At 62.8% G+C, this 22748-nt stretch carries 19 protein-coding genes and 1 tRNA gene; 5 read left to right on the top strand and 15 right to left on the bottom strand.

Annotated elements, in window-relative coordinates; translation table 11 throughout:
- Position 1 precedes the first annotated feature (1 nt).
- The 4 genes from acs to rnc form a co-directional block, all read right to left on the bottom strand.
- Positions 2–2122, bottom strand: a complete 2121-nt coding sequence (gene acs, locus KF691_03295; protein ID MBX3388463.1) for an acetate--CoA ligase — start codon at positions 2120–2122, stop codon at positions 2–4.
- A gap of 191 nt (positions 2123–2313) precedes the next feature.
- Entirely contained in the window at positions 2314–3144 is an 831-nt protein-coding gene (gene rsmG, locus KF691_03290; GenBank protein ID MBX3388462.1) for a 16S rRNA (guanine(527)-N(7))-methyltransferase RsmG, read from the bottom strand.
- Positions 3141–4382: an FtsW/RodA/SpoVE family cell cycle protein gene (locus tag KF691_03285; GenBank protein ID MBX3388461.1), complete on the bottom strand. Its 1242-nt coding sequence runs from the start codon at positions 4380–4382 to the stop codon at positions 3141–3143. The genes rsmG and KF691_03285 overlap by 4 nt, the downstream gene beginning before the upstream one ends.
- A gap of 126 nt (positions 4383–4508) precedes the next feature.
- Entirely contained in the window at positions 4509–5273 is a 765-nt protein-coding gene (rnc, locus tag KF691_03280; GenBank protein MBX3388460.1) for a ribonuclease III, read from the bottom strand.
- Positions 5274–5672: 399 nt separating this feature from the next.
- Between rnc and rpmH the strand changes: the two genes are divergently transcribed.
- Positions 5673–5813 carry a 50S ribosomal protein L34 gene (rpmH, locus tag KF691_03275; protein MBX3388459.1) on the top strand — a complete coding sequence of 47 codons (141 nt, stop codon included), beginning with the start codon at positions 5673–5675 and terminating at the stop codon, positions 5811–5813.
- 21 nt (positions 5814–5834) lie between these two features.
- Here the strand turns inward: rpmH and KF691_03270 are convergent, their stop codons facing one another.
- The 5 genes from KF691_03270 to KF691_03250 form a co-directional block, all read right to left on the bottom strand.
- Positions 5835–7736: a hypothetical protein gene (locus KF691_03270; GenBank protein ID MBX3388458.1), complete on the bottom strand. Its 1902-nt coding sequence runs from the start codon at positions 7734–7736 to the stop codon at positions 5835–5837.
- Between the two features lie 69 nt (positions 7737–7805).
- On the bottom strand, positions 7806–8372 hold the full coding sequence (locus KF691_03265; protein ID MBX3388457.1) for an NADH-quinone oxidoreductase subunit B: 567 nt from the start codon (positions 8370–8372) through the stop codon (positions 7806–7808).
- Positions 8373–8429: 57 nt separating this feature from the next.
- Positions 8430–8660, bottom strand: a complete 231-nt coding sequence (locus KF691_03260) for a hypothetical protein (GenBank protein MBX3388456.1) — start codon at positions 8658–8660, stop codon at positions 8430–8432.
- Positions 8657–10390, bottom strand: a complete 1734-nt coding sequence (locus KF691_03255) for a YihY family inner membrane protein (GenBank protein MBX3388455.1) — start codon at positions 10388–10390, stop codon at positions 8657–8659. The genes KF691_03260 and KF691_03255 overlap by 4 nt, the downstream gene beginning before the upstream one ends.
- 29 nt (positions 10391–10419) lie before the next feature.
- Positions 10420–11550 carry an rRNA pseudouridine synthase gene (locus tag KF691_03250; protein MBX3388454.1) on the bottom strand — a complete coding sequence of 377 codons (1131 nt, stop codon included), beginning with the start codon at positions 11548–11550 and terminating at the stop codon, positions 10420–10422.
- 117 nt (positions 11551–11667) lie between these two features.
- Between KF691_03250 and KF691_03245 the strand changes: the two genes are divergently transcribed.
- On the top strand, positions 11668–13167 hold the full coding sequence (locus KF691_03245; protein MBX3388453.1) for a hypothetical protein: 1500 nt from the start codon (positions 11668–11670) through the stop codon (positions 13165–13167).
- 2 nt (positions 13168–13169) lie between these two features.
- Here KF691_03245 and KF691_03240 read toward each other — a convergent pair whose 3' ends face one another.
- On the bottom strand, positions 13170–14063 hold the full coding sequence (locus tag KF691_03240) for a hypothetical protein (GenBank protein MBX3388452.1): 894 nt from the start codon (positions 14061–14063) through the stop codon (positions 13170–13172).
- 39 nt (positions 14064–14102) lie between these two features.
- Here KF691_03240 and KF691_03235 point away from each other — a divergent pair, with 39 nt between their 5' ends.
- Entirely contained in the window at positions 14103–15290 is a 1188-nt protein-coding gene (locus KF691_03235) for a hypothetical protein (GenBank protein ID MBX3388451.1), read from the top strand.
- 27 nt (positions 15291–15317) lie between these two features.
- On the opposite strand, the gene pheA is transcribed toward KF691_03235, so the two are convergent.
- On the bottom strand, positions 15318–16541 hold the full coding sequence (pheA, locus tag KF691_03230) for a prephenate dehydratase (GenBank protein MBX3388450.1): 1224 nt from the start codon (positions 16539–16541) through the stop codon (positions 15318–15320).
- A gap of 214 nt (positions 16542–16755) precedes the next feature.
- On the opposite strand from pheA, the gene KF691_03225 reads away from it, so the two are divergent.
- Complete coding sequence (locus KF691_03225) at positions 16756–17667, top strand: hypothetical protein (protein ID MBX3388449.1); 912 nt, start codon at positions 16756–16758, stop codon at positions 17665–17667.
- Positions 17668–17701: 34 nt separating this feature from the next.
- On the opposite strand, the gene KF691_03220 is transcribed toward KF691_03225, so the two are convergent.
- From KF691_03220 to KF691_03210, 3 genes are all read right to left on the bottom strand, one after another.
- Complete coding sequence (locus tag KF691_03220) at positions 17702–17968, bottom strand: ferredoxin family protein (protein MBX3388448.1); 267 nt, start codon at positions 17966–17968, stop codon at positions 17702–17704.
- Between the two features lie 52 nt (positions 17969–18020).
- Positions 18021–19091: a hypothetical protein gene (locus KF691_03215; protein ID MBX3388447.1), complete on the bottom strand. Its 1071-nt coding sequence runs from the start codon at positions 19089–19091 to the stop codon at positions 18021–18023.
- Positions 19092–19194: 103 nt separating this feature from the next.
- Positions 19195–20040: a DoxX family membrane protein gene (locus KF691_03210; protein MBX3388446.1), complete on the bottom strand. Its 846-nt coding sequence runs from the start codon at positions 20038–20040 to the stop codon at positions 19195–19197.
- 130 nt (positions 20041–20170) lie between these two features.
- Here KF691_03210 and KF691_03205 point away from each other — a divergent pair.
- Positions 20171–20254 (top strand) — tRNA-Leu (locus KF691_03205).
- 60 nt (positions 20255–20314) lie between these two features.
- On the opposite strand, the gene KF691_03200 is transcribed toward KF691_03205, so the two are convergent.
- Entirely contained in the window at positions 20315–22642 is a 2328-nt protein-coding gene (locus KF691_03200) for a S8 family serine peptidase (GenBank protein MBX3388445.1), read from the bottom strand.
- Positions 22643–22748: the final 106 nt, after the last annotated feature.

The raw sequence follows: 22748 nt of genomic DNA, 5'->3' as shown, positions 1-22748 counted from the left end.
GTCACTCTTCGTCGGCCCGAAGCTTCGCGACGACTGAGAAATCTTCCAGAGTGGTTGTGTCCTGCGTGATCTTCTCGACCCCGGCGGCAACATCGCGCAGCAGGCGGCGCATGATCTTGCCGCTGCGGGTCTTGGGCAACCCCTCGGCAAAGCGGATCTGATCCGGCTTGGCGAGCGACCCCACTTCTTTCGCGACATGACTCGTGAGTTCGGCCCGGAGACCGTCGTCCGGCGTCTTCCCCGGATTGCCTTTCGACCATGAGGACTTCAGCGTGACGAAGGCGACGATGCCATTGCCCTTGATCTCGTGCGGCACGCCCACCACCGCGGCCTCGGCGACCGCCGGATGGCTGACGAGAGCGCTTTCGACTTCCATCGTTCCGAGCAGGTGCCCGCTGACCTTGATCACGTCGTCCACTCGGCCCTGCACCCAGAAGTAACCGTCTTCGTCGCGGCGCGCTCCATCGGCGCTGAAGTAATAGGGTGTGCCGGTTTTCGGATCCTTGATGCGCCCCCAGTAATTGCTGATGAAGCGTTCGCGATTGCCGTAGACGCCCCTGAGCATCCCGGGCCACGGACGGCGGATGACGAACAAGCCGCCCTTGTTCGCGCCGAGTTCTTCGCCGGCTTCGTTCACAATTGCCGCATCAATCCCGACCATCGGCAGCGTGCAGGAGCCGGGCTTGGTTGGCGTCGCGCCCGGAAGCGGAGTGACGACATGACCGCCGGTCTCCGTTTGCCAATACGTGTCCACGATCGGGCAGCGCTTTTTCCCGATAGTTTCGTGATACCAGATCCACGCTTCGGGATTGATCGGTTCGCCGACCGTCCCGAGGATGCGCAGGGACGACATGTCGTACTTGTCGGGCCACTCGGTTCCCCACTTCATGAACGTACGGATGGCGGTGGGCGCGGTGTAGAACTGGGTGACCTTGTGGCGCTGGATGATGTCCCAGAAGCGGCCGTTGTCGGGAAAATTGGGCGCGCCCTCGTAGAGCAGCGTGGGGATGCGGTTGGTCAAGAGGCCGTAGAGAACGTAGGAGTGGCCGGTGATCCATCCGATATCGGCGCTGCACCAGAAGAGTTGCCCCGCATCCGGTACGAGATTGAATGTCAAGCGCGCCGTCGTATTCACGTACGTGAGATACCCGCCCGTCGTGTGCAGGATTCCCTTGGGTTTCCCCGTGCTCCCGCTCGTGTAGAGCAGGAAGAGCATGTCCTCGCTGTCCATCGCTTCACACGGGCAGGCGCTCGAAACGCGTTCGACGATCTCGTGCCACCAATGAAATTTCGTGCGCGCCTTTGGAAACGCCGACTTGAGCGAGGCGGGAACAGTGCCCGAATCGAACCGGTGGCTGGGCGGCTCGTGCCCGGTGCGCTTGAGCACCAGCACGTGCTCGACATGATGCTCCTTTTCGAGCAGTTGCTTGACCGCTTCTTCGACATTTTTCTGAAGCGGGACGATGTCGCCCCGCCGGTAGCCGCCGTCGGCGGTGATGATGACGCGCGAATTCGCGTCGATCGCGCGCTCGCTGATCGCGTGCGGCGCGAATCCTCCGAAGATAACCGAATGTGCCGCACCGATGCGGGCGCACGCGAGCACGGCGACGGCCAGTTCGGGGACCATCGGCATGTAGATCGTGACCACATCGCCCTTTTTGATGCCGAGTTCTTTCAGCGCGTTCCCGACCCTGCTGGTCTGCTCTTCGAGATCGCGATAAGTGATGCGCCGGATCTCGGGCTCGTGCGCGTACTTGGTCCCGGGCGCCACATGGCTGGTCCGCGGTGCGGTCGGTTCGCCCTCCCAGACGATCGCGACTTCATCGCCGTGACCCGACTGCACGTGCCGGTCGGCGCAGTTGAAGCACGCGTTCAACTTGCCGCCGACAAACCACTTCGCATCGGGCGGCGCCCAGTCGAGAACGTGGTCCCAGTGCTTGAACCAGGCGAGCCGCTGCGCTTCCTCCGCCCAAAATGCGTCGGGCTGCGCGAGCGAGCGCCGGTGCATCGCGAGGTAATCGTTGTGCGACTCGGCGTGCCACTTGTGAAATCCGAGACTCTCCGCCGACGGAGGTGGAAACTTGCGTGTCTCTTTCAGCAATGTTTGAACTGTGTCGCTCATGTGAATGAAAGGTTGAGTGTCTTGCGCGGCCGGGAAAACACATGCTTCCGAAGAACGGACCCAAAAGAGAATAACCGCTCGGACATCCGAATCGAACGCGGGCGGTTTCTGACAGATTACGAACACGAGAGGAAGCACCGGAAACTGCCGCCAAGCCGCGTTGCGGGCGAGCTTGTTTCGTCCGCAGCGGACTACGGACTATCCCGCCGAAGCCCGAGCGGCGAACGGGCCGGCTCGCCGTCGGCACGCGGATAATCGCGCGGAGTGGCGCTGCGCTTCTCGAGAATGATGACTCGACCGGTGGGAGTCTCGATGGTGCCGATGTGCACGGCTTTCAGAGTGTGGAGCGCCTTCTCCGCTTCCTTCACTTCTTCATCCGCCCTTTCGCCCTTGATCAGCAGCACACGCCCGCCGATTTTGCACAGAGGGACGGTGAGTTCGGCCAGCGAAGCGAGCCTTCCGACCGCGCGCGCCACGACCACGTCGTAGGCCTCACGGTGGCCGCCCTTGTGAGAAACCGTGCCCTTCGAATCCGCGCGAATGCCGCGGTCGTGCGCCACCCGCTCGGATCTTCCCTGGAGTACGACGGAGTTTCTTAGCTCCAGTCGCGCGATAACCTGATTGAGGAAATCACATTTCTTTCCGGTCGCTTCGAGCAGCGTGAAACGGAGCGCGGGCAAGACAATCGCCAGCGGAATTCCCGGCAGGCCTCCGCCGCTGCCGACGTCGATCACGCCCGCGCTCTCCGGGAACTCGGCGAGCAGCGGGAGCAACGTCAGCGAGTCGAGAATGTGGCGGCGCCACGCATCGTCCGGATCGCGCACCGCCGTCAGATTCTGCAGTTCATTCGCCTTCAACAGGAGCGCGAGGTACAGACCCAGTTTCTCGACATCTCCGGCTTCGAACTCGATCCCCAACCTTGAGACTTCCTCCCCAAAGGACGGCGGGGGAACAAGCGGAATTGCCGCCGCACCGCTGACGTCGAGCTTCGGACGGGGAGAAATGGGCTTTTCGTGGTTCACTCGTCGTCAGAATATTCAAAGCTTTTTCGATGGGGCAGGCGCGACTGGCGCACGCTCACCGAGAAAATGAGTCCCACCATGAGCCAGCTCGCGATCAGGCTCGACCCACCGTATGAGACGAACGGAAGCGTGATGCCGACGATCGGGAGCAATCCGACATTCATGGCGATATTGACGATCGCCTGCGTCGCGACAAAGGTCGAGAGTCCCACGACGATGAGCCGGCCGAACGGTTCGCGGGCGACCGCCGCCGTGAGCAGGGCGCCCATGATCCAGAGCGCGTACAGCGCGATCACACACGCCCCGCCCAAGAGGCCGTAACGGTTGACGATCACCGAATAGATCATGTCGGTGTGGCGTTCGGGAAGCCTGCTGAAATGCACGAGCGCGCGCGATCGCTCATCCGCCGTTCCCGAGATCCCGCCGGCACCGACGAGCGACTGCGCCGTGATGGGCTGGAAATTGATGTCCTGATCGAGCTGCTTGTTGCCCTGAATCTGTGCGAGCAGTCCGTTGATTCGCTGTTTCTGGTGCGGCTTGAGCAAGGGATAGCTGAGCGGCGCCGCCATCGCCGCCGCGATCACGATCAGGATGAGGTGGCGTTTCTTTGCGCCCGCCGCGAGTAGCATCGCAAAGAGCGCGGGAACAAACATCATCGCGCTGCCAAGATCCGGCTGCAGCGTGATCAATCCGATGGGAATTCCCGCGATGATCGCCGGCGGAACGAGGCCGCCCGGCCTCCGGTGATTGCTGCGGAAGCGCAGGTAGTTCGCCAGCACGAGCACGAAGGCGATCTTTGCCAGTTCGCTCGGCTGAATGTCGAATACGCCGAGATTGATCCATGCCCGCGCGCCGTTGCGGGGTCTCACCAGCGACTCCGGGACGCCGGGCACGAGAAGAAAAACCAGGAGCGCCAGAACGAAGACGGAGATCCCCATCGCGACGTAACTGAGCCATCGGTAGTCGGGGAGCGCGATCAGGACCGCGCTCACGATGCCGACGCCCAGCAGCACAAGCTGCTTGACTGCTACCGGATCGAGCCCCGAAACCGAGAGCGGATCGGTCCGGAGCTGGCGCGCCAGGTCGATCCCGTAGACCCCCAGCAGCGAGAGTGCGAGCGCACTCAGCACCGTCAGCCATGCCGGGTTTGTGGGGCGCACGATGGCCTTGAATGCGTCCCAGGCGCCGGCCCGGGCGGGTGAACCTGCAAGCACGATCTGATTCAGGGTTCGGGGCACGCGGCGCAGCCTAAGGCATCCTTCCGTCGCGGACCTGTGCGGGAGCAAAAGAAACCGGTCTCGATTGCGATTGGTGAATCCCGAACGCCGGATCCTGACCGTCGCAGATCGGCCGTCCATCCCCTTTCACTTCAACGCCACAGGCTCCGACTTGAGGTCCACCAGGCCGGCTTGCCGCGCCGCTTCGTCCGCCGCTTCACGCGACATCGCGCCGAGTTCGACCAGGGCTGTCAGGGCGGCGAGTTGCTCCGCCCGCTTCTTGCTCTGTCCCCACGCTTCGGGGAAGCGCCTGCCGCCGATCTCCACGCAGATCTTGAAGCACTTGCTGTGATCCGGCCCTTTTTCGTCGAGTACCGGATAGGAAGGCAAGCCCGATCCGATCGCCTGGGCGTGCTGCTGAAGAAAGCTCTTGAAATTCTGCTGGTGATTGCTTGCCGCGGCACGCTGGATGAGCGGATCAACCAGGGGCGCCAGAAATCTTTCTGCGGTCTCCAGCCCGCCATCAAGAAAAACCGCGGCGATCACCGCTTCGAACGCGGCGGCCGCCAGAGACGACGGTTGCTCGCCCCCCTTCATCCCCTTGCCCAGCCGAAGGCACGCCGGAAGGCCCAAATCCTTCGCGATCGCGGCACAGCTCTGGCGGCTGACCACCATGGACTTGATCTTGGTCATCTCTCCTTCGAGCATCGACGGGAAGTGAGCAAACACCCGCTGGCATACCACCATTCCCAACACCGCATCGCCCAGAAACTCCATTCGCTCGTTCGATTCCACGCGGGCATCCACCAGCGAAGCATGCATGAGCGCGCGATCAAGCAACAACGGATCGGCGAAATGATGACCGAGGCGCTGTTCGAGTTTGTTGCGTGTATTGTCGTCCATCGGCGCCATTCGAAACGCTCCGGGCAAACATGCCCGCACGAGTGATCTTCGGGAGAACACCCGAAGCTCTCTCTCACAAATCGCGTTTCGGCAGCGATGGCTCGACGGTCGTCCCCAAACTTTCTGATCTCACTGTCGATCAGAACCGCGGACGGCCAGCGAGCCGGTCGCTCCCGATTGTCCGGATAACCCGGACGCACGACCAGCGGCCCCTCTCCTCGGGGCCGCGTTCATCGTACGGGAAGTCGCGGCCGCCGCCAAGGAAAACCTCGCGAGCTTCCGAACAAAATTCAAACCATGATCCGGGAGGGTGGAGCAGGTCCAAAGATCGCGCTATCCTCTTGGCCCTGAAAAAACGCCCGCGAGGGCGTCCCGGTCGCGGACGCATCAACGGCTTGAAGGTACGCCATGCATTACCCCCACCGCACCAGCCGAATCAAACGCAAGCGCGCGATCGGATTCCGCGCCCGTATGCAGACCAAGAACGGCCGCAAAATGATGAACCGCAAGCGCAAGGTCGGCCGAAGCCTGAACGTGGCGGACAAATAAGCAAGCGGATCCGCACTCCGGTTACGGCTTCAATCCCAGCCGGGCGCTGACTCTGCCGTAGTCATCCATCTGGCCGGCGTCCTTGAGCGCGGCACGATAGAGCTTGCCCAGCCGGTACCAATTCGATTGTCCGGCAAACTCGGGGTTCAACGAGCTGGGCGGCGTTGTGTGCGCCCACGCTTTTCCAAGAATCGAGGCGCCTTCCCCGATCGTCTTGCCGTTGTCTTTCAGGAGCACGAGCAGACGCTGCGCCGCCTCGACGGCCCGGGGGCTGGTGTCTGAGTAAAGCCTGAGGATCCACTCGTAGCACTCCCAAGCTTTGTCGGGCTTGTGCTCCTTCTCGAACATCTCGGCTTGATTGAACCGGACAACCGAAGCGATGTCGCCATTGTGCGTCACTCCCTCGAACAGCCAGTTCCACATTTTGTTTTGTTCTTCGAGATCGTCCGCGGATTTGATGACCGGAATCAGGCAATTCACCGCCGCGGCGAGATACCCATTCGCCAGGGTCTTGAGGATCGCTTCGCCCCAGCGATTTCGCTGCTCGATTGTCCATCTGCCGCTCGTGCCGATCGCCACACCGAGCCGCCATGCGCGGATCGAGCCGGGGCTGAGATTCGCGGCGGCTTCGGAGATGGCCAGAATGCGGCTCACCATTTCGGGCGTGAGCTTCTCGTGGATCACGTGACCGCTCGCGTCCATCGCGTACCCCTCTTCTCTGGGCATGAGCTTGGCTGCGAGCGCGTAGCCGGCGTCCTCGAGCGCGGTCGCACGTTGGCGCTTGTCCGACGGAGTGAGCGCGAGCGCCGCCCGCAGCGACAATTCCGATTCCACGACATTCTCACCGGTCTGCGGATCGACGATAAAACCGACGACGGCGCGATAGTCCGGGTATCGCCCCTGGCGCGAATCGAAGATTGCTTTCTGTCCGTTCCAAACAAGATACGCGACCCACGCGTGCCCGACCTCGGCGCTCTGCCCCGTCATGATCACCGCGGGAATTCCGCTGGCCTTGCCCACTTCCGAAGCGAAGTACGCCTGATCGATGCAGACGCCTCCGTACTTGGAGATGTTCTGAAGCGTCAAGCCTTCGGCCGTCACCCGCTTGGGCGCTCCGGTCCTGAAGTGGCTTTGGTCGTATTGAATCTCGAAGAATCGGGCGCCCAGGTCGCGATTGCCGCGATACTTATCGAGCGCCCACTGCAACTCCGACACCTTCGCCGTCGCATCGACGACGAGGACCAGAAGCTGCACGGGAACGTTCTTCAATCCCAGGGGCATCCGCGCCGCGTTGTCCGCGAAGAAATCGAAGAGTTTCAGTGGATCGTCCGCCACAACCCGGTTCTCGTTCGCCTGCTCGAAGACTTCGCGATCGTGAACGACGCAGATGGCGGCCCCCAGCGTGGCGAAATCGTTGAGGCGCGACCCTTCGGCCTTGAACAGTCTGGCCGCGAGCGCCGATACTTTCGCAACGTCGTCCTTCTCGCTCAGGGCCATCGCGAGTTCGTTCATGAACCTCGGCGCCTTCTGGAATGCAGCGATGAGCGCTTCACGTACCGCCGGATCGCCGGCGCGAGACAGCAGCGCCGCCGAACGGCTCGCGCTCGCGATCGCATAAAAACCCTCGACGTTGCGAACCGGGTCCGATTCCTCCGCGAGCCGAACCAATTCCGCGTCGAGCTTCTCTTCGATCGGCTTTGGGTCTTCTCCTTTGAGTAGCGCCGCCATGCTTTCGGAAGCGAGCTCCTTCGCCAGCGTGATTTCCGAAGCGTTGCGCGGGTTTGCCTTGGGGACCGGCTTCGCGGGAGCGGATTTTTTCGCCGGCGTCGTACCCTTGTCGTTCGCCGGCTGCTGCGCAGAACCCGACCATGTGAAGACGGCGCAAACAATCACCGCCATCAGACACGTACCGACGCTTCTCATGACAACGCTCCCGGAATAAGCGGGTTCTCAAACTTCATGCGTTCCACTCTTGCCTGATATTCGGGCAGCCTACGAAATCGTGAGCCCGACCGGCTGCGGACGGAGCGTCTGGTTTGGCTGCACCATGATCCCCAGCGGCACGCGCTTGCCGTTCGCATCGGTCGGGGGCATCCCCTCCTGATCGATGTGCCGCTGGATCGCCATGATCCCTTCGAGCAATTGCTCCGGCCGCGGCGGACATCCGGGCACGTACACATCAACCGGAATGAACTGATCGCACCCCTGAACTGTCGCGTACGTATCGAACACGCCGCCGGTCGAAGCGCACGCCCCCATGCTGATCACCCACTTGGGCTCGGTCATTTGCATGTAGATCCGTTGAAGGACGGGGAGCATCTTGATGCCGACGCGGCCGGCAACGATCATGAGGTCGGCCTGACGCGGGCTGAAACCCATCCGCTCCATGCCGAAGCGAGCGACGTCGTACCGGCTCGATGCCGTCGCCATCAGCTCGATGCCGCAGCACGCCGTCGCAAAGGGCATCGGCCACATGCTGTTGCGGCGCGCCCAGTTCACCACACGCTTGAACTGCGTGGTCAAAACCCAGTCGTTCGGAAGTGCGGCTTCGATTCCCATTCGTCGTTCCTTCGCGTCATCGTAGCGGTTGTGCCCGACGAATCGCAGGACGTCTTCTTACCGATTCGAGTTCGATGAAGGCTGCGAAAAACCGTCGTTGCTTGATCTGTTTTCCGGGAAGAACGCCTTGTCCAGAGCCGTTTCGCTCCGGTAGGGCTTCTGTACCGCAACCCCTTGAGCGCCGAGCCCTTCCGCCCGCACCACGCGCTCGTAGCACCCGGCCAATCCGCCCACAAGAGCCCCGCACGTGAACGCGACCATGACCCGAACCAACGTTTTCCGTTTCATGCCGGTGCCACTCCCGGAATCGCCGCGTTCGCCGGCGCGGCGGGTACAACCTGAGCCTGAGCTCCCGGCGCGAGCAAATCGGCAAGGGTCATCCCCTTTGCCGCATCTTTCTGAGCGGTGCGCAAACGCGCGAGCGCCGGCGGCAGCGATTTTTCCGCATCGGGACCGAGCGCGTTCACGCCGTCGCTGAGCGAATAGCCGAGCGTCAGCAATTGCTCGACCGGTATTTGTGACGGCGAGCGCGCAAGAGTGAAACACTCCTCGTCGTGGGAGACGGACCCGGGAAGAAGAATCGTGCCGCGTCGCTCCGGGGAAGAAACCTGCACCGGAAGCAGCAATCCGACCCGAGCCAGTTGCCGGAGCACTTCCGCCAGCACGGCCTCGTTCAGATGCACTTCGTTCTTGAGCGTCGAAGCCGAAGAAGGCTTTCCCTGATCAAAGTTTTTCGCAATGCCGATCATGATCGGCACGATCACGCCCGAATCGATGATCGCAGGCTCCTGCGGCCCGCGCGCCGCGGCGAGCGCGAACAGGTTCGGCCCGAGCGACCGCAACCTCGAGAACAACTGAATCGACCGCGCGATCTGCAAGCCGAACAGCACGATCAGCCACGTACAGTAAATCCAGAAAAGAAACAGCGGCAAGAGAGCGAGCGATCCATAGAAGCGCGAATACGTACTCGTCGGCTGCATCGCGAAGCGCACGTATTCGCGGAACGCGTACTTCAGCAGCTCCCAGCAGATCGCCGCGAAGAGCGCGCCGGCAGCCGCAGGAATCATCCGCACCCGCGCGTTGGGCACAGTGAAATACACAACCAGCAGAATGATGCCCGTGATTGAAATCTGGATCACGTTACCGAGCATCATGAGCAGGAAGCTCGCGATTTGTCCGTGCACGTTGTTCGTGATGAACGACTGCATCTTCCCATTGATCAGGTTGCCGATGTAGAAAGTGCCCAGCAGGAATACCGCGCCGAGCGTCATCAGCGTCCAGTACTGCATGATCCGACGCGCCCAGCTCTTCCCCGCCTGCGCCTCGTAGATTCGATTGAACGCGTACTCGACTTCCACCACCATCGAGACGGCGGCATACACCAGCAGCAACAGGGCCGCGATGCCGATTCCCGTAAAGCTGATTGACTTCACTCCGCTCGTAAGCGATTTGATCCAGTCGTCCAGCCATTCGCGCGGCACGGCCGACTTCGGCGGAGCCGGCTCGGCCCCCTCCGGCAGAATCCCAACCGCCGGCGGCGCTCCCGTCGCATCGGGCTTTGGAACTGGAGTTGGTGTCACCGGATTGGCGCCCGACAGCTCTCCGTTCTCCGGCGTTGAATCCGACTCATGAATCTGGAAAACTTCGCTCAAACCCGTGTACTTGAGAGCGTTGTCCACGGCCCACTGGATGTCTTTTTCCTGCGCAAACGCGCCGAGCATCGACAGCCCGATGATCAGCACCGGCACCAGACCGAAGATCGTGCGATACGCCAGCGCCGCGGCCATCAGCGGCATCTGCGCCTTGTAAAAGCCCGAGACCGACACACCCAGAAGATGAAGCGTGCTCGGCTTGGTCCCCGGCGGCAAATTCAGGGCCTGGATCGCGGTCAAATCCGGTCGATCATCCTCGTCGCTCGGCCACCCGATCGTGCTGAACACGTACTCGAGCATCCAGTGCCGCTTTGACTGTTGCGGCTTCTGCCATGAGTTCCCGTTCTTGCCGTTGGCTTGCGTCATGCGGTCCTGTCGAAAGTCGCCTCACCCAATCAATCTTCGAAGTCTTCCGGGTCCACGCCGCGCTCTTCTTCAGATTGTTGCTCGGAATCCAAGGCCGCCGCGTTCATCGCACCGGCACCTCCGGCCGACGCTCGCGCCCCACCAATGACCCGAGGCCGGCGCACACCCGGACCGCGCGAAGAACCGGCGGAACTACTGCGATTGGATTTCGCCGGTTTCATCCCGCTTGCCGCGGCAAGCTCATCCAGAAATGCTCGCAGCGCCTTCATCTCGTCGCGAGAGAGCTCCCGCCACGCGCCCGGCCCGACTTCTCTCAGCTTCAGCGGCCCGATCGCAAGTCTCTGAAGTTTCCGCACCGGATGCCCCACGAGGTGCATCGCCTGCGCGACGTATTCATCGCGCGGCTCGGTCGTCAGTATCTCGATGCTCGTATTTCCTGCCGTGGCATCTTCGGGCGCAACCGGACCTGCGCGCGTCGATGGATCGAGCGAGCGAATCTCAAGTCGAACGCGCCGCATCTTGGGCTTGCTTTCCCGTTTCTCGTTCCGATCGAATCCTTTTTCGAGCGTCTTTCGCCGCGGCTCGGTTGGACTGGCCTTGCGAGAGCCGGGCGCCTCCTTCCCTCGCTCGGGCATCAAGACCTGGACGCCCTTGCGGAGCTTGCTCCGCGCCGTTCCGGTCGGGGTTCCCTTCACCCGGGCGTTGTAAACCCGCTCCACACGCGACTTTGGGTGAGAGAGCAGGGTCGCGGCTCGGGTATTGCTCGTCAGCAGCATCAGGCCCGAAGCTTCAAACCCGAGCGTTCCCACTGGAAAGAGCCGCGCCGCGGTCGGATGGTCTACATAGTCGGCAACGGTCGGTCGCGATTCCATCTCATCGATCGGAGGGGTCGCCAGCACCCGCGCCGGCTTGTGCCACATCAGGTACACATGCCGGGTCGTCGGCTTGATCCTCTTGCCATCCACCCGGATGTCGTCCACCTGTGGATCGACAAATACCGGAAGCCGCTCGACACGTTCGCCGTTGACCTCAACGTGCCCCGTTTCGATCAGCCGCTCGCACTGCTTGCGTGCCGCCACCCCCGCATCGGCCAGCACCCGCTGGAGGCGCACCTTTCCCCCGCGACTCTCCCCGTTCTCTGGCGTACGCCCGGCTCTCATGCACCACTGTAGAGACTCGCCTCCCCGACCCGATCCCACCCACCGGCCATACCAACAAGCTTCCCACGTCCGAAAAACGCCAGAAACCGCGCATCCTTTGCCGATTTAGAACCGTTCATGCCCGCGCCCCACGCAAGCCCGTTCGCATCCGATGTCGCGGCATCCGCGCGAACGCTGCCCGGGGCGGAAAAGACCATCTCCGAAGTCTTCCTCTCGCCGCGCGTGGTCGATCGACGCACGTTCGAGGAATACTCGCTCACGCTCCAGCAACTGATCCGCGAGGCCAGCGGACACGGGCGCACGCTCGAGGTCACGAGCACCGAAGTGCGAACGCTGCGCGAGACCGTACAGGCGCTCGCCCGCGATTTGCAGATCCGGCTCGACGCGGCAGGCAAGGTGCTCCCTTCGCTCGAGCAGCGCATCGGGCGCGCGGAACAAATCGCCGACTCGGTCGCACGGCTGACGAGCGACCCCGCCCGTCTCGAAGCACTCATCCGGGACAACCTTGGCGCGCTCGTCCGCTCTCGGAGCGCCGAATTCGAGGCGACGTGCGAACGCACGATCCACAGCGCCATCGCACGGATCAAAGAGCGTGAGGAACAACTCGCCCGCGCCACCGCCGATTTCGAACGCTTCTTCGAGAGCAAGCACGCCGATCTCGAACGCTCGCACGCCGAAGCCCTCCAATCCATCGAGACCCGCGCGGCGGCGGTCGAATCCATCGTCCGCAAGCGTCTCGACGAGATGGTCGATCAGGCTTCGGAGTTCGAGCGCCGGGCCCAAGCGCGACACGCCGATGCCGCGGCACGCGAAGCGCTCATCCTCGAACGAGAAAGCGCTGTTCAGCGCCAGCTCGACGAGATGGTGCGTGGGATGGAAGACCGGCTCGCGCCGCTCCACGAGCAGGTCGAGCACGATGTCCGCGAACTCGACAAGCGAATCCGGCGCGCACGGCTCGAAGTTGAAGTCGCGAGTGGGCCGGGCATGCAACGACTTGAGCAACTCTGCCGCGCCGCGGCGAACTTGCTCGGCCCGCACATCGCGGCGGAGGTAGGGCTGCCGAGCGCGCAAACGACCGATGCGCCTGGCGCACAAGGCAAGAGTCTGGCCGACGTCGTGGACGATGCGACGCGAATTCACCAGCGCCTGACGACAAAGGCCGGCGAGTTCGGGACGCTCGAACAGCAAGTCGATATTGCCCGCCGCGGCATGGACAAGGCGATCCTCGAAGGCGCCGACAAGATCGATGCGCTCTTCAAGCAGACTGATGAACTGGTAGACACGATCGGCAAAAGCAAAGACGCGGCACGCGAGATCGAGCGCCTGGTCGAAGGCCGGATCGATCAATTGAGGGCGGATTCACAGGCCTTCCACGAGTTCACGACCCGCCTCGCCGAGCACCTGCTCCGACTCAATGAAAACGCGCAGCGCCTCGCAAAGGAACTGGGTGTGAAATTCGGCCCCGATGGCACACCTGTTGCGCTCAGCGAGCCCCTGCTGCAGCAGAGCATGAAGGCGGCGGAAGATCTGCGCGACCTGCTCGACAAGGCCGGCGCGACGATCCGAGCGCTCGATCATGTGGCGAAGTCGGCCGACAAGCCGCGCATGGCGAGCTGACCCTAATTTGATGACTCAGAGCCGCCACAAACCCCGGCCGGATCCATCGTCTGCGGCGGCACGAGAGGCCATGGACATCCGCACTCAGAGCAGCGCTCGGGGCCCAAGTTGATGCAGGAATTGCCTTCATAGGCAAACGTCCTGCCGCGCTCGACTTCATATCCGCAGTCGCAGCACAGCTGCCCCTCAAGACTCCCGAAAAGGCGTGACCGCACCCGTTTCAGGAGAAAGTGCCGCGCAGCGAGGAACGCGATCAGCACCGCGAACATGAAGAAGATGGGATACATCGACCACGCGTCGCTCCGGTACACGGGTCGCGCGCCGGAAGAGGCGGCCCGCGGCGCGAAGACCTCAGCGGCGGTCGATACAAGCGGTCCGATCAGTTGACCGAACAGCACGAGCGAGAACATGAACACCGAGAGCAGTCGCCCGAGAGCCGATGCGCTCATCATCGCCTGATGCCTGTCTCTTTGATGATAAACGAGCCTTAGCTTCCACCACCGGCGGCGATCGGCGAGTTCGGACGAAATCGACGCGTCGTCTTCGGAGGCGAGAAACTTTGCACGATCGTGCGCGGCCGCGATACACCTGCCGTCGGGAACCGGCCCCGCCTCAAAGAACATGCACATCGCGTAACCGAGGAGCGAGACAACCGCGCCGAGGACAAACGCCAACGGCCAACGCGACAGCACGGTCACCGAAGCGAGCAGGCCGCCGAGGGAAACAGCAAGGACGGCCGCCCGCATCCATAGCGTGCTCCGCCACAGAATCTCGATGCGTTCAAGAAGCGAGCGCCGACGCCCCAGCGGATGCGGCGCGCGCACTTTCCTACGCAGCAGAACCTGCTGCGTAACCCACATGTAGTCCCAAATCGCATACGGCCGCAATCCCGCCATCGAAGCATGATACCCGTGCGTTCCTGTACGATTCGCACAATGACGCTCCAACGCAGACTCCTCCGCGCGATGCTCATGCTCCTGGGTCTCGCAGCGCTCGCGGGGGTTTCGACGATCTTCGTACCGGCCCGCGACTTTCTTGGGCGCATCGCGCTAACGTTGATCGCCGCGGCAATTGCCATCGCGATCGCGCTCCCTGCCTCTTCCCGCCTCGATCGTGAGCGAACACGGCCCGGCGCGCTCGCGCTGCTCGTCGCGATCGTTCCCGCATTTGTGCTGATCCTGCTTGCCATCTGGATTGGTCTGTTTGGTGGTTACCGGCTGGAATGGAACTTTGCAGGCACCGCGGGCCACTATGTCCTCTGTGCCGCGGCTGGGCTCGGCGCGCTGGCGCTGGCACGCAAGCCCGGCAACCGCTTCGCCGGAGTGCTCGCGCTGGTGTCCAGCGCGGCCTGCTTCGCACTCGGCTTCGTCGCGATCTGGATCGACGCCGCCGGCATTGGCGACTACGAAACCCAGGCGCAGCTCTGGGCCAGCGCGTGGCTCATTTTCTGGTGCGGGATCATCACCGCTAGCTGCCTGTACGGACGCGCGACCAACACCGCCCCGTGGCGCTGGGTCGGCGTTGTCGCGGCGATTGCCGCGCTCGCGATGGGCCTCTGGGGAATCTGGGAACAACTCCATGATCCGCCGGTCTGGTTCTTGCAGGCGTTCTTCATCGCAGTCGCGGTCGGCGTCTGCAACATCCTGAACACACTCGCCTTCACTGGGTTTCAGCGATATGTGGCGCTCGGCACGATGGCGATGGTGCTCGCGTCTTTCGCGTTCGCGACGTACCTCAATATCACGACCGCGGGGTTTCGCAACACCGATTTTGAGGAAGACTTTGCCGCCCGCCTTCTCGCGGCCAGTTGCATCATCTCCGTGTGCGGTTTCCTGGCGATCGTGATCTTCATCGCGGCGAACCGGCGCGCGCTCGTCACGCATTCCGGCGCAATCAGCGAGATCAAAGATGTCCGGATCGTGTGCCCGCGCTGCGCTACGAAGTGTGATGCTCACGTCGGCTCCTCACGCTGCACCGGCTGCGGCCTGCTCTTTCTTCTCCAGCTCGCCGAGCCGCGCTGCATCAAGTGCGAGTACAACCTGCTTGATCTGAAAGCGGATCGGTGTCCGGAGTGCGGAACACCGGTGACAGAAAGTGTGCCGCACACGGAGGCGACCTCATGACTCTTTCTGATGCACTCGGGTGACCGTTTACAAAATCCGCTTCGCCCTCGGATAACTCCCCAGCACGATCAATTCCTGACAGTGTTCGCTGGCCTCTTCGATCGCGCCCGCGACGTTCGGGTCGTCGCGGTGCCCCACCGCATCGATGAAGAACGTGTAGCTCCAGTTTGTTCGGCCGCTCGGCCGCTTGTCGATGTGCGAGAGGTTCACGCCGCGATCCCTGAACACCGCGAGCACATCAACCAGCGCGCCCGGCTTGTCTTCGGTGATGAACATCATGCTCGTCTTGTCGTCGCCGCTGCGGACTGCCTTGGCGCGCGTGATGACAAAGAATCGCGTGATGTTGTTCAGCTTGTCCTCGATCTTCGAGAAGAGCGTCTTGAGGCCGTAGATCTGTCCGGCCAGATCGCTGCCGATCGCTGCCGTCCCCGGCACGGCCCCGATCTCGAGCGCCTTCTTGCATTCATCCGCGGCAATCTGCGCAGCGCGGCTCGAACTCGCCGCCGGGATCAACTCGGCCTTGGGATACTGCGTCGCCAGCCAGTTGCGGCACTGGCTGAACACCTCCGGCTTGCTGTGGATGCGTCGAACATCTTTCGGCTCGCAATTCGCCAGCAGCGCGTGGTGCACTTCGAGCTGAACTTCCGCGTACACATGACACGAGGAATGCATCTTGGTCAGCGCATCGAGCGTCTCGACAATGCCGCCGCCGGTGCTGTTCTCGATCGGTACCAATCCATAATTCACGTGCCCGCGCGCCACCTCGGTGAAGACACCGGCGATCTCGTGCAGATCCTCGAACGCGACCGACGAACCGAAGTGTCTCACCGCCGCCACGTGCGAGTAACTGCCCTGCGGCCCCAAGAAGCCGATCCGGAGCGGCTGCTGCAACTGAAAGCTGCCCGACATCAGCTCGCGATACACGCCCTCGAGCGTGCGATCCTGCAACGGACCGGTGTTCGCGTGGATCACCTTGTCCAAGACTTCCGCTTCGCGGTGCGGCGCGTAGATGGGCAGCCCGGCGGCACGCTTGAACTTTCCGACGTTCACCACCAGGTCCGCCCGCTCGTTGAGCAGCTTCACCAGTTTCTTATCGATCGCGTCGATCTTGACCCGCACCTGCGAAAGGTGCTTCTGGGCCGCCGCCGAGAGCTTGGCCTTCGCGCCGGGCGCTCCGGCCTTGGCCGAGGTCGCTTTCGCTTTGACGGTCTTTGCGTTCGCCTTGCCCGACTTCTTCCCGCGCTTTGCCATCGGTCTCTCTGCTTGTGGCGCCCTCTTGGGCGGCGATAGGCGACTGAAACCCGACCGCGCCATACGCCTTCGAACGCCGCCGGACCCGCAATTATCGGCTCATCCCACCCGCGGGTTCCGCCGATCGACGTGTCCAAGGCCCGGTTTGGAGCAAATATCCCCTTCAAGGCCAAAACTTGCCGACGCAAGGTCCTAAGAACCCTCTGTCCCATTCATGGAAACCGTCGAGCAAACAACCTCCGGCGCACAATGGCTCTCGGGCGCGCACGACTCGTTCTCACACTTCTTCGAGGGCGTGACGCCTCTCACACCGTGGGTGCTCGCCTTCGGGATGGCGATCGCATTCCTGCTCTGGATGAAGGGCTCCAAGCTTCTTCGCCCGGCGCTGACGCTGACGGGTGCGGTGCTCGGCGCTGCCGCGGGCGGGGCGCTCGCGACCCCGATCGCATCGACGGTCGTCGGTCTCTTGGGCGGCGCGCTCGTCGGTGCGCTTGCTGGCTACCTCAGCTTCCGGATCGTGACCGCGGGTGTTGCGGGCGTCGCCTGCGCCGCGATCGCGCTCGCCGGTTCGGTCGTCTATCTTGATCGGCATGATCGGGCGATCCCAATCGAAGCGCGGGCGCTCAATAACAGCGAAGAAGCGGTGTTGAACGACGCCGCGGATCTCTGGCGGCGCACGCTCAAGGGAGAAGTCGCCGCGACCGAAATGCGAGCCGAATCGCAATCGATGATCGACGGCGGGGCTGCTGCTGTGCTGCGCGACGGCGTGAAGGCACGATACGAAGCGCTGCCCGAACAGAGCAAAGTGTTCGTTTCCGCCTCGACGGCGGTCGGCGCGATGTTCGGCATTCTCATGGGGCTGATATTCCCGCGCGGCATCGCGGCGCTCTCGACCGCCGGGCTCGGTGCCGCAGGCTTGGTGGTGGGCGGTTTGACGCTCGCGATCATCGTTCAGACCCCCGGCGCTTCGCACGCGGCGGCGGAACCGGCACGGCTGCTCGGACCGTGGGCGTTCCTCACGCTCGCCGGAATCTGGCTGCAGCGCTCAAAGTCCAGCGTCAAGATCAAGCAAGTCGTTCAGACGCAGAGCCCGGCGCCGCCTCCGTGCGCTCCCGCGGCGTCCTGATTCAAAATCAATTCACCGATTCCGCGCCGGCGTTTCAACCCTTGGCTTTGTAGTAGTCCAGGTTGATCTGCACGTACTTGTTCCATTCCTGAGGCAGATCTTCCTGCGGGAAAATCGCCTTCACCGGGCACTCGTCCACGCACAGTCCGCAATCGATGCAGGTGTCCGGGTCGATGTAGAGCTGGTCCGACTTTCCGAATTCGGCCTCGGCCTTGGTCGGATGGATGCAGTCAACCGGGCACACTTCGACACAGGAAGTGTCCTTGGTTCCCAGACAGGGTTCGGCGATCACGTGTGGCATAAGGGAAACTCTAGCCGCGACTCCAGCGAAAAAAGACGTTCCGAAGATCCGATCAGCGATCCGGCCGCTCGATCTCCGACACTTTGAGCTGTACGTACGAACCCGGGCCGTCACCATGCGCCGCGGCGATCGCCTGCATCAGTCCGGTCGGATCGTCCTCGACAAACTGCAGAGTCTTGATGACGACCGGTCTGCGTCCGCTCACGCGGCTGATCGGGTTCAGGTCGTCGAGCGCGCGGAGGATCTTTGCGTCCGCCCCCGCGCCCTGGTCGCTGCGCCGGATGTTGCTCGTCAGCAGAAAAACGACATCGGGCGCGAACTCGAGCGAGCGCTTCAAGCCCGCAAGCGGCGCGGAACGACCGAGCGGACGCGCCGAACGGAGCAGCTGATCGACCCGCCGCTTGTTTTCGACTGACGCCCCGAGAAGTGAGGCCTTGCCGCCGTAATCATCGATCGCGACTGCTCTCTGCTCGCCGTTGAGCTCCTGGCGGAAAAACACGATCTGAAACCGCTGCTCGGAATCGAGCCGACCGATCGAGCGGCGCAGCTCGAGGAGCACACTGTCAAGACACGCCGCCATCGCGCCCGAAACATCGACGGCGTAAACGATCCGCGTCGCCTTCCGCACGTTCACTCCGGCAAAGCCGGCCATCGGTGCTTCGGACTTTGATGCGATCTCCGGTGGCGAAGGCGCCGGCTTGGAGACGACCACAGGCGCGGGCGCCGACTTTGGAACCGAGATGACCGGACGCTTCGGAGTGGGCGCCGGCATCGCTTCGAAGGCGCCCTCCTGTTCGACAATTTCGGCCGCCCTCACTGGTTCGACCTCGGGAGGCGTTTCTGCGACCATGGGCTCTTCGGGCGGTTGGGGCGGCTCAGCAACCGGCTCAGGAACGACCGGCGGCGCGGTCGGCGCGAGTTGAATGGAAGTGGAAACATCGTCCGTCACATGAGCCGCGACCGGACCACCTTCGCCCGGAAAGACATCCATGGCCAAGAACGTCGTGATCACGGTGACATGGATCGCCGCCGAAATCACCAGCGGGGCCGCGAGCGGCTTGAGCCACGCCGGAAACACTCCCGCCGCGGCGACCGCCTTGGTTTTTCTCTGGTGCTTCGACATCGTTCAGGTGAGTCCGGAAAGGCCGCGGAGAATGATATTTCGACCGCCGGGGCCGGCCTACTGAGCAATTTCCCCAAGTCTTTTTCCTGAGAGAACTTGCGCCTCACTTGGCGGGGGCTGCCGGCTTGGTCTTGTTCACAACCGGCCTGCCGCTGATGGCACGGTCCATGGAGAGCCCCCCAGACCCTGCAAAAACGAGATTCATCGCGGCACACAACAGGCAGAGTTGCCAGAGGAGCGTTTGCCACGCCTTGACATCGAAGGCCGGGTAGGGCGGCAAGAAACCGAGCGAGGCGTTCCCTGATTGCACCGCCGGGCCGATCTGGGTGAGCCAGATGGCGGTCAACATGACGCAGGCAATCCCGAGTGCCGCCAGGCGTGTAAACAGACCGAAGAGAAGCAGGAACCCACCGAGCAATTCCGTGAGTGCCGCGGCCCAGGCGAGCCACCACGGCCAAGAACCGGTCGCGATGAACGAGGGCGCCAGGGGAAATCGCACGGGTTTGCCCTCGCGATCCGTGGGCTGCACCGCATCGTGGAGCAAGAGCGCGATGCCGTAGAGCTGGGCAACCCGGGTTTCATTCGGAAAGTCCGCCGCGGTGAATGTCGCAGCGGTCGGGGGAGGCGTTGACTGCTGCGCGATGACCGAGATGAGAGCCGGCGGACCCGAAACGGGCGCCTTTGCAGGATCCTTCTTGGGTTCCTGCTTGGGTTCCTTGACCATTGGCGATGGAATTGGTGCCGGTGCAGTCGGGGACGGCGCGGCACCGGGCTGGGCGACGCGCTGGAGACCGCTGACTCCCATGTTGGCAAGAACGGCGGCGCGCTCGCCGCTGACGGACATGTCGGTCATCAGCTTTCCGAGCCCGGTCCAAATGAAGACAATACTGAGGGCGAGTCGCAGAAAGAGAGGCGCAACAGAAACGGCCATGTGTTCACGTGAAGTCATAAAGAAGCCCCCGGAAGGGTCGGAACGCCGACATCTTGTTCCGATTCGTCGGCGTTGGTTTCCAAACGACTGCAAGTTTCGCGTGTTCGGGGGGCACGGAGGCCCCCGACGTACCATTCCCACACCTTTCGCGGGTGTGGCGAAACTGGCAGACGCGCGGGATTTAGGTTCCCGTGGCCGCAAGGCCTTGCAGGTTCAATTCCTGTCACCCGCATTCAAAGAACCGGCCGGCCCGATGGGCCGGCCGGAACGTTCGGCGAACGAAGATGGCGATTCAGGGGCAGACGAGGTCGTCGTAGGCCGCCGCAAAGATCACAAAGTCTGAGTCGTCCGTTTTGGCGTCGAAGTTGATATCGCCGTCGAAAGACAGGTAGGCGTCGTACGCCACCGCGAAAGCGACAAAATCGGCGTCGTCCACGAAGCCATCGAGATTGAAGTCGGCGGGGCAATCCGAGTGCTTGATCGCGTTCGCGGGGATCGTGCGCTTGGAGATCGCCGCGCTGCCGAGCGCGCCATAGGACTCGTAGCTGAAGACGAGCGAAGCGGTCGAGTCGTCGCCCTGGAAGTACTCGATGCGGAAGCTGTGATAGCCGGCCTTGAGAGGAAGGAAGCCGGAGTCTTCGAACGCGGTGTGCAGGCCGTCGTTCTCAACGACAAGCTGACCGTCCACGTACATGCGCGCGCCGTCGTCGGACTTGAGATAGAAGCGGTAGATGTCGTCGGCCGTGATGTTGACATAGCCGCGATAGACGATGCCGCCCTTCGAGGCGATGCCGAGACCGCCCAGACTGCTCGAACCGGGATTGGCAACCACGACCGAGTCGAGGCGCGTGACGACCATCGGCGTCTCGCCGAACATCGGCAGCGCATTGAGCGGCGTGATCCCGGATAGATCGAAGTACGATGCGTGCACCTTGGCATTCACGCTCGACGGCGTTTTCGCCGGGTTGAGATCGGCGTTGGCGAAGAGCGTGATGGTGTTGGTCACCGTCGAGACCGCATTCACACTGTTCTTGATCGTGTAGGAATACGAATCAACCGGAGGGATGGACGAACCCGGCGGAATCGACACGGGGGGCGTGTACTTGAGAAGGTCGCGACCACTGGGACCTGCGCCGACAAGTTTCGTGACGGTGCCGCCGAGCGTGGTGGTTGTGTCGAACGAAAGAATCGAAATACCGAGCTGGCTGCCGTCGATGTCATTGAGCAGCACGTCCATGTTCTTGGTGTTCGGCATGAAGATGGCGGTGTTGTCGGCGACCGCGGTCGGTGCGCCGATGCTCGCGAGCGCCGCCTGCACGGCCTTGTAGGCGTTGACGCGGCCGTAGGAGTAGACCGTGTCCTTCGCCGGATACACGAGCGCGAGATTGCCCAGCCGATCGCAGGTGCTGTACAGAATCGTCTGAGCCTGGTCGGGGGTGAGGCCCGGATTCACCGACCAGATAAGCCCGACGATGCCGTTGGTCAGCGGCGTGGCAAAACTCGTGCCCGAGTTGTAGCCGTACCAGCCGCCGTCGAAGGTGGTCAGGATGCTGACGCCCGGCGCGAAAACGGACACTCCGTTTCCGTAACCGGAAAAGCCTGCTTTCACGTCGTTCGAGCCGGTGGCACCGACGACAATCGTGTCGGGCCAGGAGAAGCTCGTCCAGTTGTCCGCATCGTTCCCCGCCGCGAAGAGGAAGAGCGCGTTCTTGCTCTTGATGTACGTGCCCGTCGAGTTCACCGACGGGCTGCTCACGCCGGAGTAGCTGGCGCTGACAACGCGTGCGCCGTTGTTGGCCGCCCAGCGTGCGCCGTCGAGAATCGCGCTCTGCGCCGCGGTTCCGTCCGCGTTGTCCGAGCAGCGCACCGGAAGCAGCTGATAGTTCCAGCCCATGCCGGTGACACCGATACCGTTGTTACCGATGGCGCCCGCGCATCCGAGCGTGTTGGTGCCGTGCCCGTTGACGTCCTGAACATCGCCGCCCTGTGCCGCGGTCTTTCCGGTCGTCGAGACGTAGCCCGGCAAAAGCCTGGGAGCCAGATCCGGATGCGCCTTGTCCACGCCCGTATCGACCGTCGACACGATCAACGTGTTCAATCCCGTGGTGATATCCCAAGCCTGCGGCAACTGCATCTTGTTCACGTGCCACATGCTGTTGATGAACTGATCGTTGGGAGAAACAACGGGCCAGCAGAGCCAGTCGGGCTGAACGTAGTCGTAGTCTCCGGTCGAAAGCAGCGCTTCGGCATGGACGTTTTCGCTCTGACCACGAGCTTGGCCGACCAGCTGGGCGAATGCCGCCGGCGGCGTCACTTCTACGAGGTACTCGTCGGTTTCGGGGTAGTACTTGACGATGCGCATTCCATCGTCGTTCAGTCGCGCACGAGCGACGACGGAGCGAATCCCGGCAGCGCCGGGGACCGCCCCTGATGCATTGATCGCTCCCCCCGGACGAACAATCAGCCGTCCCGTGAAGGCCTGAACGCCGTCTCGTTCAACAAATAACGGCTTGGCAGAATGTGCGGCACCCGGGTTCTGGCCCGCGAGCGCGACGAGTGAAAGCGTCGACCACACCGAAGCGGCAAAGATGCCGCCGACAATGAAGCTCTTTGATTGCATCGCGACCGTCTCCAAAGAATTCTGGATCATCAATCAGTTCGGATCGTCCCATTAGAACGATCCGTCCGTGTTCTGTTTTCGTCAAAACCGGCAAATTCGCGGAGAA

It is taken from the genome of Phycisphaeraceae bacterium (assembly GCA_019636555.1).
Classification (GTDB): Bacteria; Planctomycetota; Phycisphaerae; order Phycisphaerales; family UBA1924; genus JAFEBO01.
Note: the sequence above shows the minus strand (reverse complement) of the source record. Positions and strands in the feature narration are given on the sequence as shown.